The sequence below is a fragment of the Vibrio sp. ED002 genome (genome assembly GCF_023277445.1).
GTDB lineage: Bacteria > Pseudomonadota > Gammaproteobacteria > Enterobacterales > Vibrionaceae > Vibrio > Vibrio jasicida.
In genome coordinates, this window is record NZ_CP080238.1 from 954,522 (window position 1) to 968,631 (window position 14,110).

12 protein-coding genes are annotated in these 14,110 nt (G+C 46.1%); 8 read left to right on the forward strand and 4 right to left on the reverse strand.

Annotated features, from left to right (window positions below; genetic code table 11):
• Positions 1 to 14 precede the first annotated feature (14 nt).
• The 4 genes from ITG12_RS04485 to ITG12_RS04500 form a co-directional block, all read right to left on the reverse strand.
• Positions 15 to 1,505 carry a SulP family inorganic anion transporter gene (locus ITG12_RS04485; RefSeq protein WP_248873752.1) on the reverse strand — a complete coding sequence of 497 codons (1,491 nt, stop codon included), beginning with the start codon at positions 1,503 to 1,505 and terminating at the stop codon, positions 15 to 17.
• Between the two features lie 327 nt (positions 1,506 to 1,832).
• Positions 1,833 to 2,501: a hypothetical protein gene (locus tag ITG12_RS04490; RefSeq protein WP_248873754.1), complete on the reverse strand. Its 669-nt coding sequence runs from the start codon at positions 2,499 to 2,501 to the stop codon at positions 1,833 to 1,835.
• Between the two features lie 167 nt (positions 2,502 to 2,668).
• The gene (locus ITG12_RS04495; protein ID WP_038873562.1) at positions 2,669 to 3,265 is read right to left on the reverse strand and encodes a response regulator; all 597 of its coding nucleotides are present in this window, start codon (positions 3,263 to 3,265) and stop codon (positions 2,669 to 2,671) included.
• On the reverse strand, positions 3,255 to 5,060 hold the full coding sequence (locus ITG12_RS04500) for a sensor histidine kinase (protein ID WP_248873756.1): 1,806 nt from the start codon (positions 5,058 to 5,060) through the stop codon (positions 3,255 to 3,257). Before ITG12_RS04500 ends, ITG12_RS04495 begins: the two co-directional genes overlap by 11 nt.
• 299 nt (positions 5,061 to 5,359) lie before the next feature.
• On the opposite strand from ITG12_RS04500, the gene ITG12_RS04505 reads away from it, so the two are divergent.
• From ITG12_RS04505 to ITG12_RS04540, 8 genes are all read left to right on the forward strand, one after another.
• Complete coding sequence (locus ITG12_RS04505) at positions 5,360 to 6,343, forward strand: rhodanese-like domain-containing protein (protein WP_038881388.1); 984 nt, start codon at positions 5,360 to 5,362, stop codon at positions 6,341 to 6,343.
• Positions 6,344 to 6,364: 21 nt separating this feature from the next.
• On the forward strand, positions 6,365 to 8,161 hold the full coding sequence (locus ITG12_RS04510) for an FAD-dependent oxidoreductase (protein WP_038881390.1): 1,797 nt from the start codon (positions 6,365 to 6,367) through the stop codon (positions 8,159 to 8,161).
• Positions 8,158 to 8,928, forward strand: coding sequence for a (Fe-S)-binding protein (locus tag ITG12_RS04515; protein WP_005442306.1), 771 nt, complete (start codon positions 8,158 to 8,160; stop codon positions 8,926 to 8,928). Before ITG12_RS04510 ends, ITG12_RS04515 begins: the two co-directional genes overlap by 4 nt.
• A 69-nt stretch (positions 8,929 to 8,997) precedes the next feature.
• Positions 8,998 to 9,675: a TVP38/TMEM64 family protein gene (locus ITG12_RS04520; protein WP_038881392.1), complete on the forward strand. Its 678-nt coding sequence runs from the start codon at positions 8,998 to 9,000 to the stop codon at positions 9,673 to 9,675.
• A 335-nt stretch (positions 9,676 to 10,010) separates the two neighbouring features.
• Complete coding sequence (locus ITG12_RS04525; RefSeq protein WP_248873757.1) at positions 10,011 to 11,168, forward strand: ABC transporter substrate-binding protein; 1,158 nt, start codon at positions 10,011 to 10,013, stop codon at positions 11,166 to 11,168.
• A gap of 9 nt (positions 11,169 to 11,177) precedes the next feature.
• Positions 11,178 to 12,887 carry a thiamine ABC transporter permease gene (locus ITG12_RS04530; protein WP_038881396.1) on the forward strand — a complete coding sequence of 570 codons (1,710 nt, stop codon included), beginning with the start codon at positions 11,178 to 11,180 and terminating at the stop codon, positions 12,885 to 12,887.
• Positions 12,853 to 13,500, forward strand: a complete 648-nt coding sequence (locus tag ITG12_RS04535; protein WP_009705796.1) for an ATP-binding cassette domain-containing protein — start codon at positions 12,853 to 12,855, stop codon at positions 13,498 to 13,500. Before ITG12_RS04530 ends, ITG12_RS04535 begins: the two co-directional genes overlap by 35 nt.
• Positions 13,493 to 14,101: a CDP-alcohol phosphatidyltransferase family protein gene (locus ITG12_RS04540; protein ID WP_005450653.1), complete on the forward strand. Its 609-nt coding sequence runs from the start codon at positions 13,493 to 13,495 to the stop codon at positions 14,099 to 14,101. The genes ITG12_RS04535 and ITG12_RS04540 overlap by 8 nt, the downstream gene beginning before the upstream one ends.
• The last annotated feature ends 9 nt before the right edge of the window (positions 14,102 to 14,110 follow it).

The following is a 14,110-nucleotide window of genomic DNA, read 5'->3' on the forward strand; positions in this document are numbered from 1 at the left end:
TGCTTTTTTTGTTTCTAATGTCCGACAGATTGCTTCGCAAGCTTTTCAGGATCGTCATACACCGCATGACGGTCAATCATATCCAATGTGGCTTCGTTCATGCCTCTCACCGCGACAATCGCCCCTCCTTTTCGGAACTTCATGATGGCTTTATCAAGCTCAGATATTGCCGTGATATCCCAGAAATGCGCATCCGATAAATCAATCGTGATGTACTTAGTGGCATTACCGAAGTCAAACATATCCGTAAAGCTATACGCAGAAGCAAAGAAGATTTGCCCATGCACTTTATGAATGGTGTGGTCGTGATCTATGATCACCTCATCCGACACTTTCATTAGGGTTCGACTCTGGTTCACATAAAACACACACGCCAATAGCACTCCGACTAACACACCTATTGCTAAGTTATGCGTCGCAACAACCGCAATCACGGTTGAAACCATCACAAGGTTTGTGGACAGACTGTGCTTACGCATTTCGGCAATCGAATTCCATGAAAATGTGCTGATAGAAACCATGATCATCACCGCTACCAACGCGGCCATCGGGATCTGTTTAAGGTAGTCACCCAAAAACACCACCATGATAAGTAGAAACACACCAGCGCATAACGTAGACAACCGCGTACGTCCACCAGACTGAATATTGATCATTGATTGGCCGATCATAGCGCAACCCGCCATACCACCAAACAACGACGAGACCATATTCGCAATCCCTTGTCCTTTACACTCATCATTATTTTCACTTTCCGTGTCTGTCAGCTCATCCACGATGGAAGCTGTCATCAATGACTCCAGCACACCAACAACAGAGAGTGCTAGTGAATAAGGGAAAATGATTTCGAGTGTTTCAAGGTTAAAAGGAATATCTGGGATCATAAAAACAGGGAGTGAATCAGGTAACTCTCCCATATCGCCTACTGTCCGAATATCAATATTGAACATTAGGGCAATCACAGTCACTGCGACGATACACACTAAAGGTGAAGGTAGCATTTTTCCTATTTTCGGAACATAAGGAAACATGTAGATGATGGCCAACCCTAATCCTGTCAGTGCGTAAACAGGCCAAGAAACATTGGTTAGTTCAGGCAGCTGCGCCATAAAAATTAAGATAGCCAACGCGTTTACAAACCCGGTCATGATCGACTTTGAGACGAAACGCATTAAATCCCCTAGCCTCAAATAACCGATCAACAGTTGAAGTACGCCAGCGAAAAATGAAGCGGCCAACAGATACTGTAAACCATGGTCTTTGACTAAGGTTGTCATCAACAGCGCCATTGCGCCCGTAGCCGCGGAAATCATTCCGGACCTTGAGCCTGTAAACGCAATCACGACACAGATGGAAAACGAGGCATATAGACCAACTTTAGGGTCTAATCCTGCGATAATAGAGAATGCAATAGCCTCTGGTATCAGTGCCAGCGCTACAACAACTCCTGATAAACAATCTCCTTTAACATTGTTGAACCAAGTATCTTTTGTAAATTTAAACATAAATCTCTCATAAACGTATTGCCTTAGTTGGTGCATTGCGCACGGTGAAGGGAGTGATGCAAACGCATCTGAGAGATCGTTCTAAGGCGGACTAATGAGCAAAAAGCACCTTCCTTTTCCTATTGATGGACCAAAAAATGAGGACAAACAACGAGAGTGCCCCCAAAAGAAGTGTGCTTTATATCACTATAAAAATCTAAATTGTAATAAATTCTTACAAAACAAAGTCAACAGTCCTACAAAGAGCCACAAAAAAACGCCTCACAAAGGAAGCGTTCTTATCATATCTATGCCCTATAGGATAAGGGATTATCGTAACAACCGTTTTTAGAATGACTGCTGAGAGTACCTTTCTCCATCAAAGCCACTTAATTGCTCATAAGCTTTGGAAAGAATCGCAATACCGATAATCGTCACCAAGAAACTCAACAGACTCATTAAGAAAGGAAGCTGTAAAAACGCAAGTGGTGACATAGCCAAACCAAACAGAAGCGGCACAATAACCACAACGCTCATCATGTACCAAGTATGGCCTTCGGTAAGGTTCCAAGCGTAAGGGAAAGAAACACCTTTACCAATCGCGATGGCTGGAAAAACCAAGACTAATCGACAACACACAACGCTTAACGCTAATAGCGCGATAGCTGCTAGGACAAGATTGATCATCGCGCAAACCGCAGCCACAGCGACCACCGCCACGGTCATGGCCAAGTAGTGGCCGATAAACCACATTTCGATTTTTCCAAACGTGAAACGTCCCCACAGCGGCACAGACTGAGGACCTTTCAAAATGATGCTGTGAACGTTGATTGCAACGATTGCAGATAAAAGAGCCATCAAGATCTGAACAAGAATAGGAGCGACATCCCCTTGCGCTGAGTTCAGTACAAGATCCAGTATCAGAGAAAGGAGAATGGGTAACGCTGTTGCTTTCGCAATAGCGTGTTTATTTGTACTCAATGATGAGAAAGCGCTTTTAACGGTATCGACAAACATAGTTGGATTCTAATTAAGAGTAAGGTTTATTCTGGTTACTGATGTTATCTTCCAGATAGTAAATGAGCAAACCTTTCCCTAATTATCATTGAGTTACCGTATTTACTTCGACCTAGATAGGTTCATTTAGCCACAATTATGCGCTTTGTTCACCGAATACGGCTTTGTTAGATTAAATGTCCAACTTTACGAATCAGTACAGCAAGGCTTTCCGCTTCGAGTTTCTTCATCACGTTGGAACGGTGTACTTCAATCGTTCGTAAGGAGACACACAACAAGTCCGCCATCTCTTGGTTTTTCATCCCTTTAACCACCAAGCCAAGCACTTCTCTTTCACGCTTAGTAAGATTCTGTAGAACTTGTTTTGCACCGAGCTTTTCACAGTTTTTGATCGACTGTTCCATAGCATCTTCAATCGCTAACACCAACGCATTGCCATCAACTGGCTTTTGGAAAAAATCGAGCGCACCATCTTTTAGCGCATCTACCGCCATAGGGATATCGCCGTGCCCAGTAAGATAGATAACACTGATTGGGCTAAATTGCTCATTCATGATTTGATGAACATCTTGTCCTCGCATCTCTGGCATACGACTATCAAGTAGCACACACCCTGCTGACGGTAAATCGGCTTCTTTTAGAAAATCTGGGCCACTACAGAACGCCTGAACCTCATAGCCATAGCTTTCTAACATGAACGCCATCGACTCTAATACGGGTTCTTCATCATCGACGATATAAAGGGGACAGAGGTTACGACTCATGACAAGTCTCCTGATACGGTAAAATAATGGTCACTTGGCAGCCAGTAGGCTCTATTGACCGAAAACGAATACTGCCTTGATGGGTATCGATAACATCACGACAAATCGCGAGTCCTAGTCCCAGGCCATTTTCTTTGGTGGTGTAGAACGCTTGATCCAGCGGAATATCTTGTTCTTCGATGCCAATACCGTTGTCCATGACATCTATGATGACCATTTCGTCACAAAAGCTTATGTGCAGGTCAACGTAGAGCTCCTTTCGCTTTGGCTCGTGACTCAAACACGCATCTTTTGCGTTGTTTAAGACGTTAAGGATGACTTGCTGCAACCCCGTTACGTCTGCAAAAATGGGTTGTACTTCACCTGAATACATCACCCCTAATTGAATGCGATGGCGTTGAAATTCATAATCCACCAGCTTCATTGACTCTTCGATGAGACTTGGAAGGTCAATCCAGTTTTTTTCAATCGGAGTACGATGAATCAAGCTTCGTAAACGTTGAATGATGTCACTGGCAGAAGTCACTTGTTGCTGAATCTTATCCAAAATAGGCAACATCTCTTCGGGTGTTGTCCCTCGTTCCATGCGGACTTTCGCCCCTTGGCTGTAGTTCTTAATCGCAGCTAACGGCTGGTTAATCTCATGAGCAATGCTGCTGCCAAGCTCCCCAACAATAGTGATCCGCTGTGCGTGTTCAAGCATGCTGCTTTTGCGTCGCAAGTCATTCATGGTGGATTTTAGTTTTTCTCGGCTGCGTTGAAACTTCCATTCCAACCAAAAGTGGTAACCCGTCATAAGCAATAAGGTCAACAAAGATGCCATCGCTATCGCTTGGTTCTTACCCAACCATTCTTTGACCTTTTGTCCCCATGATTTCTGCAAAGGATGCATATCCAAATGCTTGTAAACTTTATCTACATTGATGCTCGGCGCAGGCAACATCCAACCTACATTATTCGCCGCTATTGCCGCAGGGTGCTCAGCAGGCATCGCAAATAGTGTTTGTGCGACCATTTGCCCGACATCAAAAGGCGTGCGTTCGGTCATTGCCATGGTCCAGTTTGGATAAAGAGGTGTACTGACTGCACAAATTGAATCGGCCGGACGCTTTTCGTTAAGTACTCTTAAACTATGCAGCTGGATACGGCCCTCTTTCGCCATATTTTCCAACGTACAAGCAGGAACGATCGCCACATCCAGATCATTTTTGATCACATCCAAAATCAATTGATCCGTTGGTGGACCAGTGAAATGGATTTTTTCAAAGAATGAAGAGTTGAAGTAACCCAACTTATCCAACTCATAACGCAGGGCAAGAAAACCACCAAAGGCTTTTTCAGACACAGCAGCGACATTGGCTTTATTGATGTCTCTAAGTGTTTTAAAGGGTGATTCTTCACGTACCACCACCACTGAAGCAATCGACTTATTTGGCAAGTCGCTGTAAGCGGTTTTTTGTGTGGCTAACCAATTAATAGGGTATTCACGAGCAAGCTTGGTCGCCTGCCCCGGGCTGGTCAAAATGAAGTCGAGCCAACCGTGCAGAAATGCGTCTTCCAGTTGGTCGAAATCGTAAGTATGTAAATTGAATTTGTATCCAGGGTTTTGCACCTCTAACCAATCCAAAGTCGGTTGCCAAGCTTCACGCGCATGGGCGTGTCCGCGCAGTGCTAAAACACCAACATCATAGTCTGTTCTGTGTGCTTTTTGTTCACTAGCAAACACAAAAGAGGTAAAGAAAAAGAAGAGAGCACAAATGAAAAGAGTTAACTTTTGAGAATAATTATCAATCACTTACGAGATACTACCAAAACACCGTTGTGGCACATTTTAGCACCACTCCCCCCTACTACTTTGTTGCTTTAGATCAATCCCACATCATTATTGTGGGAAACCACAATATCGCCATTTAAACGTTTTCCTCAGAATGCCTTACCCATAAAGGGGTAGAGGCACTTTACCTGTTTCACACAATGAACATCTCTAACGAACAAAAAACGTTCATGTCGGCCTTTCCCCTTCAAAAGCATTCTAACTGTCGAAAAATCGAAGTTTCGGCACAAAAACTTTAAATTAAAATATGGAAGTAACTCATGAAAAAATCGACGATTGCGTTGGGTGTGTTGGCGGCTGTCGCAGCTGTTGGCTACTCAGCTTACAATACGATGTTCTCAGCAGAGGCCGTAACAGTGGATGCCGCTGCTCAAGAGCAGAAATTCACACAATACGCTCACCCAGAGCATTTCATTTCATCACAGCAACTGAAATCGTTAATGGACAGTGATAAAGACGTGGTTGTGATCGGCGCGTTAAACCCTATCAAACCAGATAGTCCTATCTCTGGTTCTTACACTATGTGGCGTAACGATTACTCTGCGGCTGAAGGCGTTTACGATTTCGGCGGTATGAGCAACAGCACGGAAGAGATGGAAACCATCTTAGGTAGCTTCGGCGCATCAACGGACAGCACAATCGTGGTTTACGCGGCAGGCTCTCACCACGATGCTGCGCGCCTTTACTGGCAAATCCATAACCTTGGTCACCAAGACGTTCGTTACCTAGACGGTGGCTTAAACGCTTGGATGGGCGCAGGTTTCCCAACTGGCTCTGCAAACCAAAGCGTTGCATCAGTTGAATACAAAGCTCCGAACACGCAGCAAGACAACAATACGCTAGCAACGTTAGATATGGTTATCGAAGCGCAAAACAGCTCTGACTGGGTGATCCTAGATACGCGTGGTAACGACGAATTTAGAGGCGAAGTAGCGGTTTCTGGTGCATTTGGTCCAGGCACCATTCCAAACAGTGTTCACATCAACTGGACAAAATCACTAAACGAAGACACGACTCTTAAATCAGCAGAAGAGCTGCAAGCCCTTTATGGCGACATCATCAAAGGCAAGAAAGTGATCGCTTACTGCCAATCTGGTGTTCGTTCTGCCCACACAACCATGATTCTTACTGAAGTATTAGGTGCAGAAGACGTCTACAACTATGACGGCTCTTGGATCGAGTACAGCCATGCTCACTACGAGCAGAAGAATCCTGAAGTGAACGTTATCAACGGCAAGAGCTGAACAACACGGAAATAGCACTCAATGAACAATGTAATTTTTAGCCAAAAGCTATTAGACACCGCTCAAACTATCGTCGATGGCTGTATGGGTGATGCCGATCCGGCATGTCAAACCGCATGTCCAATGCACACAGACGTAAAACAATACGTTCGCATGGCAGGCGAAGGTGATTTCCAAGGCGCTTTGGATCTGATCCGCAGCAAACTATTCCTACCTCAAACGCTTGGCCGCATCTGTGCACACCCTTGTGAAGCTTCTTGTCGTCGTAATACTGAGTTCGGTCAGCCGATCAGCGTTGCAGGCATCAAGCGTTTTGTTGCAGAAAAACTGGATAACCAAGATCACTGGGACCTTAACATTGCTCCCCTAACCAACAAACACATCGCGATCGTTGGTGCAGGTCCTGCTGGCGCGCAAGCGGCTATTGAGCTTCGTCGTCAAGGCCACGAAGTAACGATTTACGAAAAGCTAGACGTATACGGCGGCATGATGCGCGTGGGTATCCCTGAATACCGTCTACCACGCGACGTTATCGACTTCGAATACAGCTACTTAGCAATACTAGGTGTGACGACTCGCTTCGGTGTTGAAATCGGCAAAGACATTAGCTTCGACACTCTACGTAGCAAACACGATGCTGTGATTCTGGCTCACGGTGCACACGTAGGCTCTATCATTCCGCTACCAGGTCACGACAACAATGGCGTGTTCTCTGCAGTTGAGTACTTGAAAGAGATTTCTGAAACTCGTCAATTCCCACGTGCCGGCAAACGCGTGATGGTTATCGGTGGTGGTGACGTTGCGATGGACTGTGCGCGCTCTTCATGGCGTATCGGTGCAAGCGAAGTTTACCAATGTTCGCTTGAGAGCCTTGAAAACCTGCCTGCAAGCCAAATCGAAATCGACGAGTCGCTAGAAGAAGGTGTCGAATTCAACGCAGGTTGGGGCCCAGTTGCTATCGAACACGAAAACGGCAAAGTAACCGGCATCACTATCAAGAAAGTAGTGTCTATCTTTGATGAACAAGGCAACTTTGCACCTAAGTACAGCGAAGAAAGTAAAACTATCTCTGTGGACACGGTTGTTTTCGCTACGGGTCAAGTTGTGGCTGACATCACTGGTGGCGCACTAGAACAAACTCGCGGCGGCCGTTACGTAGTCGATAAACAAACACTAGCATCGAGCCTAGAAGACGTCTTCGTAGCCGGTGATGCGTGTGGCGGTAACATCGTGATTGAAGCGATGGCATTAGGTCGCAAAGCAGCAATGAGTGTTGAGCGTTTCCTAACGACTCGCTCACTGACTGAAGGTCGCGACTTCGAGCAAGAATACAGCTACTCATCTCGTCTAGACGTACCACTACCAAAAGGTACGGTAGATACCCCTCGCCTACACGGTGAATTGCGTAACGCTGAAGAGCGTAAGCAAGATTTTGCACAAGTGGATTTAGGCTTTACTGAAGAACAAATCAAACAAGAAGCATCTCGCTGTCTGCAATGTAGCTGCAAGCTATGTATGACCGAGTGCATCATGATGAACGACTTCAGTGACTGTCCGAAGACCATCTTCTCTGACTTCGTGAACAACAAGTCAATGGACCCATTGATGGCTTACTCATGTAACGCCTGTGACCAGTGCACCATCGTATGTCCGAAAGACTTCCCAATGAAGGAAATGTTCTTAGGCGCACGTGCGGACTTTGTTAAGGCAAACAATGGTGAATCACCAATGCCGGGTCACAAAGCAATCAACATGCACCAGAAGCTGGGCTTCTCAAAAATCTTCACTATGGCAAAACGAGCGGTATCGACAAAATGAGTAATAAAGTATTTATGCCAGGATGCAGCTTGCCATCCTACTCACCAGAAGGCGTAGCAGCAATTGCGAGCTACTTAAAAGAAGTGTACCCAGACATGGGCGCAGTGCAGAAGTGTTGTGGTAAACCAACCGCTGCAATTGGTCAAACTGAGAAGTTCAAAGAGCGTTACGGCCAGCTTCAAGCGGACTTCGATAAGCTAGACGCACAAGAAGTCATTGTGGCGTGTCAAAGCTGCTACGGCATGATCAAGAAATCTGGCGGCACACAAAAGCCGGTTTCATTGTGGAAACTGCTTCCAGAAATCGGTCTGCCAGAAGCGCTACGCGGTAAAGCGAAAAACAGCGACGTGGTATTCACCATTCACGACTCTTGCTCTACTCGCTACGAAAAAGAACTGCAAGACGGTATCCGCTGGATCTTGAACGAGCTTGGCTACAAAACCTCAGAACCAGAACACACACGTGAAAATACACGCTGCTGTGGCTTTGGCGGCATGGTAGTGCCAGCAAACCCAGACGTCGCAACACGCGTAATCAAACGCCGCGTGGAAGAGTTTGAGACAGACTACGTTGTGGTTTACTGCTCGGCTTGTCGTGCATCCATGATGGGTGTTGGTACGAAATCTTGGCACATTCTGGATCTGATGTTTGGCCCTGTGATCATGCAAGGTGATGAGCCGCCAGTAAACGTACTTGCTAGCCCTGTGAAAGCTTGGTTCAACCGCTACAAATCCAAAGCGGGTCTAATCAAGTGTATGTCTGTGTAGCTAAGTCTCTGTAGCTACGTTTTTGTAGCTACATCTTTTTAATTATTAGGTTTAAGTGAAGTTGAACTTATGAAATTCGTAAAAATTGCTCTTATTGTTGCTGTTATCGCTCTCGCTCTATTTGCAGCAAAACAAACTGGCATCCTTGAAATCATCACAGACATCAAGAGCCTACAAGATTGGATCGCAAGCTTTGGCGTTTGGGGTTACGCAGTATTCGTAGCAGCATTCGTGTTTGCGTGTGTTTTCCTACTACCGGGCAGTGCGTTCACCATCGTAGCGGGCATCGTATTTGGCCCTATCAAAGGTGGCGTTTTAGCGCTATTTTCTGCAACGCTTGGCGCGGTGGCGGCATTCATTGTGGCACGCTTCCTACTGCGTAACACCATCATGAAGAAGTTTGGCGATAACCCAATCTTCAAGAAAATCGACGATGGCGTAGCAGCAAACGGTACAAGCTTCTTGATCCTAACGCGTCTCGTACCTGTATTCCCATTCAGCCTACAGAACTACGCTTACGGTCTAACGAGCCTAAACCTTGGCACTTACGCTCTGGTTTCTCTACTAACGATGGCACCAGGTGCATTCATCTTCGCTTACATGGCGGGGGATATTGCAACAAACGGTGTGTCTGCAATGCTGCTAGTGAAGTTTGCGGTTGCAGGTCTTATCCTGTTTGGCATGTCTCTGATTCCAAAATACATCGCGAAGAAAAAAGGCATCAACATGGAAGAATTAGCGAAGTAATCCGGTCTATCCATTATTGACGCCAAAAGAGTGCGACTTATCGGGAGTTGCACTCTTTTCATTCATACCAGCTTGGTCATATTTTATGCCCCTATTGCTCACGTTTAAGGCCAAAGATAAATGTTGATCGGTATGACCTCACAAGGCGAGTAATTCTCTGAATCTATTGTCAAATTCGCGTTGATAATAAAGCAAGATAGATTACTATCCATCTAGAGGGAACGGAGCATTCAGTTGATGAATAGCCCTATGTTGAGTGCCGAAAATAAACGGTTGCCACTTCATAGCGGAACAAAGCTCCAAAATGAAAACAAAGATAAAAACACGGATTACGTATGAAAAAGCTACTTAGCACCATTGGCATTTTAACCGCCACTTTTGCCACATCTTCCTATGCCTCTTCTAATACAGAAGAATGGCAAAAAATCGAACAACAAGCCGACGGTCAGACCGTTTATTTCCATGCTTGGGGGGGTAGCCAAGAGATCAACCGCTATATCCAATGGGCAGGCAAAGAGCTTAAATCTCGCTACAACGTGACGCTTAACCACGTAAAAGTCACCGACATTTCTGAAACCACCACTCGTCTTATCGCAGAAAAAGCCGCAGGGAAGAACAGCGGTGGCAGCGTAGATATGGTTTGGATTAATGGTGAAAACTTTAAATCAATGAAAGACAACCAACTGCTGTTTGGTCCTTTTGTTGATGGTCTACCAAGTTGGCAGTATGTCGATAAAACACTACCGGTAGATGTTGATTTTTCAGAACCAACTGATGGCCTAGAAGCGCCATGGGGTGTTGGCCAACTTGTTTTTATCTACGATGAAGAGACGCTAAACAACCCGCCAAGCTCGTACGCAGAAATGCTAAGTTACGCAAAAGCGTTTCCTAACCGCCTTACTTACCCTCGCCCACCAGAGTTCCATGGCACTAGCTTCATTAAATCTCTGCTCATTGAGTTAAGTAACAACGATCCTGCACTGCAAAAACCAGTGACTGATGAAGCATTCAAAATCGTTACGCAGCCTTTATGGGCTTACTTAGATGAATTCCACACTGTTGCATGGCGCGGCGGTAAACAGTTCCCAGGCGGAACAGCAGAAACCGTACAGCTGCTAGATGATGGTCAGATTGACCTAGCTGTCACGTTCAACCCGAACGCGGTTTTCTCAGCACAATCAAGCGGCAACCTAGCAGAAAGCACCAAAGCATACGCGATGGACGCAGGTGCACTGTCGAACATCCATTTCTTAGCGATTCCTTGGAACGCAAACGCCAGTGCAGGCGCGCAAGTTGCTATAAACTTTTTATTAAGCCCTGAAGCACAATCTCGCAAAGGTGACATCAACATCTGGGGTGATCCTTCAGTGCTAAGCAGCCAGTACCTAACCGGCACGGCTAAGAATACTCAACAGTTCAAATCTATCGCGGAGCCACATCCAAGCTGGCAAGCAGCGTTAGAAAAAGAATGGCTGAAACGCTACGGAAATTAATACACACCCATGTTAAGAGCGCTGTATCTAGTTATTATCGCAGTTTGTATATTACCGACCATCCCGGGGCTACTCGGGGTGGTGGTGTCTGCGCTCGGCTATGTACCCCCTATCGGTTTGCACCACTTCTCACTGGATGGCTTTCATGCTGTGTTTGACTGGGAAGGTGTGTGGACGTCGATTGGATTGACTTTTTATTCCGCCATTTTCAGCAGCTATCTTGCTTGTTTGATCACTTTTGCGATTCTTCAAGCTTCATGGGGCAGCAAGTTCTGGCGCAAGATTGAAATGAGTCTTTCCCCTCTTCTTGCTATGCCGCATGTCGCGTTTGCTATTGGCTTCGCTTTTCTATTCGCACCAACAGGTATGGGCGTTCGCGTAATCAACCAAATGTTTGGTTACGATCCAAATGCGCAAACGGTGAATGACTTAGCGTTGTTGATTAAAGACCCACACGCTCTGGGTTTGATCGTCATGCTTGCTATTAAAGAAGTGCCGTTTTTATTGTTGATGAGCATTCCTATTCTTCAGCAATTAAAAGTTGAGAAGATTGAAAAAGTCAGCCATTCGATGGGTTACAGTTCCGCGCAAGCATGGTGGAAATGCGTTTTCCCACAATGGTTAGCGAAGCTGCGTTTTCCAATGTTGGCTGTTCTGGCTTACAGCTTATCCGTTGTGGATGTGGCGCTAATTATTGGCCCAACCAACCCTCCTACGTTTGCAGTGTTGGTATGGCAATGGTTTAACGACCCTGATTTGTCACTCCTACCAAGAGCGGCGGCGGGCGCGGTTGTGCTGTTTGCTATTGCAAGCCTTTTGATTGGTTTTGCACGACTCGTCGAATGGAGCATTACCAAAGGCTTTAAACGCTGGCAATACTCTGGTCGCAGCGGTTTCCGCTTACCGGGTAAAACCTTGTTTTCTCTGATAGCCCTACTCGCACTGTTAATGGTGCCATTGATGGTGGTCTGGAGCTTTGCACAGCGTTGGCGTTTCCCTGACTTATTACCAAGCCGCTACAGCTTACGTTTTTGGGAATACGAGTGGCAAAGTATTCTTGGCACGCTAGAGCAAAGCATGTTGATTGCAGTTATCAGTGCATCTATTGCCCTTGTACTAGCACTAATCGCTCATGAGTACCGCCTACGATACCGTTGGCAGGTGCCGGGTTACATCATCGCTGTACCTATGTTGATCCCGCAGCTTTCTGTGCTGTTTGGTATGCAGGTCGCTACTCTGTATCTCGACAGCAATGCATATTTCTTCTGGGTATGCTGGGCACATGTCTTCTTCGCTTTCCCATTCGTATACCTGTCATTGGATGGGCCTTGGCGTAGCTTCGACAACGGTTTGACTCGTGTCGCGCTAAGCCTTGGTAAATCGCCGATGCAGGCTTGGTTGAAAGTGAAATTGCCGATTCTTCTGCCTGCCATTGCCTTTGCTTGGGCAGTGGGAATTAGTGTGAGCTTGGCTCAATACCTACCAACACTGGTGCTGGGTGCTGGTCGCATCAGCACAATAACAACAGAAGCGGTAGCCCTCTCAAGTGGCTTCGACCGTCGTGTCACCGCGATTTACGCAATTTGGCAAGCGCTCTTGCCGTTAATGTTCTTCTCTTTTGCGATTCTACTTAGCCGTTTACACGTTAAGTATCGCCGGTTGTCTATTAAAGGTTTACTACCGAATGAGTCTTTGTCTCGAAAACCTCGCCATCCGTAAAACCAATGGCGATACTCTTTTCTCTGCGTTCAACATGACCGTAAAGAAAGGTGAAATTGTTACCCTGATGGGCCCAAGCGGCTGCGGAAAATCCACCTTGTTGGATGCGATTGCTGGCCACCTGTCTTCCGAGTTCGACTATTCAGGCTCAATCACGCTCGATAACGAAAAGCTGGATGCTTTACCTGCACACAAACGTCAGGTGGGTATTCTGTTCCAAGACGATTTGCTCTTCCCGCACCTCACCGTGTGGGAGAATCTCGCCTTTGCACTACCCGATTCAATCAAAGGCGCAGAGCGCAAAGAGCGTGCAATGCAGGCTTTGAAGCACATCTCGCTAACTAAACTTGCAGAGTCTTTCCCTGATCAAATCTCAGGCGGCCAACGCGCGCGTATTGCTCTCACTCGCATGTTGTTGGCAAAACCGAAAGTTGCCCTACTCGATGAGCCATACAGCAAATTAGATAAAGATCTGCGCGTGCAGTTTCGCAATTGGGTTGTGGAGCAACTTCAACAAGCTAACATTCCTGCTCTAATGGTGACGCACGATGAAGACGATATTCCTGAGGGCAGTCGCTGCCTAAACTGGCCTTGGGAGACAAGCCATGCTTGATAGCCTGAGTATCAAAATCATTAAGTGGCCATTGGCACAAAGCGCAAAACTGATTGATAAATGTGGCGTGACAGCTAACCAAACCACCTTGTTTGGCTTCGCCCTTGGTTGTTTTGCTTTACCTGCATTGATGGCAGAACAATACACGCTTGCATTAGCGTTTATTCTGCTGAATCGAATCTGTGATGGATTGGATGGTGCTTTAGCGAGGATTCAAGGCATCACCGATGCGGGCGGCTTCCTTGATATAAGCCTAGACTTCTTGTTCTATTCTCTGATTCCCTTTGGCTTTGTACTAGCAAACCCAGAACAAAACGCCGTCGCAGGTGCGTTCTTGATCTTCTCGTTTATTGGTACAGGGAGCAGCTTTTTAGCATTTGCGATCATGGCGGGTAAACGTGGTATCGATAATCCAGTCTACAAGCACAAATCTCTGTACTACATGAGCGGCCTGACAGAGGGTACAGAGACCATAGGTTGCTTCGTGCTGTTCTGTTTGTTCCCGCAACATTTTGCCGTGATTGCGTACATCTTTGGTGCAGCATGTTGGTTTACTACGTTTACGCGTATTTACTCTGGGTTTCATACGTTGAAGCCGTAAACAAAACTT

What these genes read in the sequence shown, in the direction of transcription:
- ITG12_RS04485 (WP_248873752.1), bottom strand. Translation starts at nt 1,505, where the DNA reads ATGTTTAAATTTACAAAAGATACTTGGTTCAACAATGTTAAAGGAGAT.
- ITG12_RS04490 (WP_248873754.1), bottom strand. Translation starts at nt 2,501, where the DNA reads ATGTTTGTCGATACCGTTAAAAGCGCTTTCTCATCATTGAGTACAAAT.
- ITG12_RS04495 (WP_038873562.1), bottom strand. Translation starts at nt 3,265, where the DNA reads ATGAGTCGTAACCTCTGTCCCCTTTATATCGTCGATGATGAAGAACCC.
- ITG12_RS04505 (WP_038881388.1), top strand. Translation starts at nt 5,360, where the DNA reads ATGAAAAAATCGACGATTGCGTTGGGTGTGTTGGCGGCTGTCGCAGCT.
- ITG12_RS04510 (WP_038881390.1), top strand. Translation starts at nt 6,365, where the DNA reads ATGAACAATGTAATTTTTAGCCAAAAGCTATTAGACACCGCTCAAACT.
- ITG12_RS04515 (WP_005442306.1), top strand. Translation starts at nt 8,158, where the DNA reads ATGAGTAATAAAGTATTTATGCCAGGATGCAGCTTGCCATCCTACTCA.
- ITG12_RS04520 (WP_038881392.1), top strand. Translation starts at nt 8,998, where the DNA reads ATGAAATTCGTAAAAATTGCTCTTATTGTTGCTGTTATCGCTCTCGCT.
- ITG12_RS04525 (WP_248873757.1), top strand. Translation starts at nt 10,011, where the DNA reads ATGAAAAAGCTACTTAGCACCATTGGCATTTTAACCGCCACTTTTGCC.
- ITG12_RS04530 (WP_038881396.1), top strand. Translation starts at nt 11,178, where the DNA reads ATGTTAAGAGCGCTGTATCTAGTTATTATCGCAGTTTGTATATTACCG.
- ITG12_RS04535 (WP_009705796.1), top strand. Translation starts at nt 12,853, where the DNA reads ATGAGTCTTTGTCTCGAAAACCTCGCCATCCGTAAAACCAATGGCGAT.
- ITG12_RS04540 (WP_005450653.1), top strand. Translation starts at nt 13,493, where the DNA reads ATGCTTGATAGCCTGAGTATCAAAATCATTAAGTGGCCATTGGCACAA.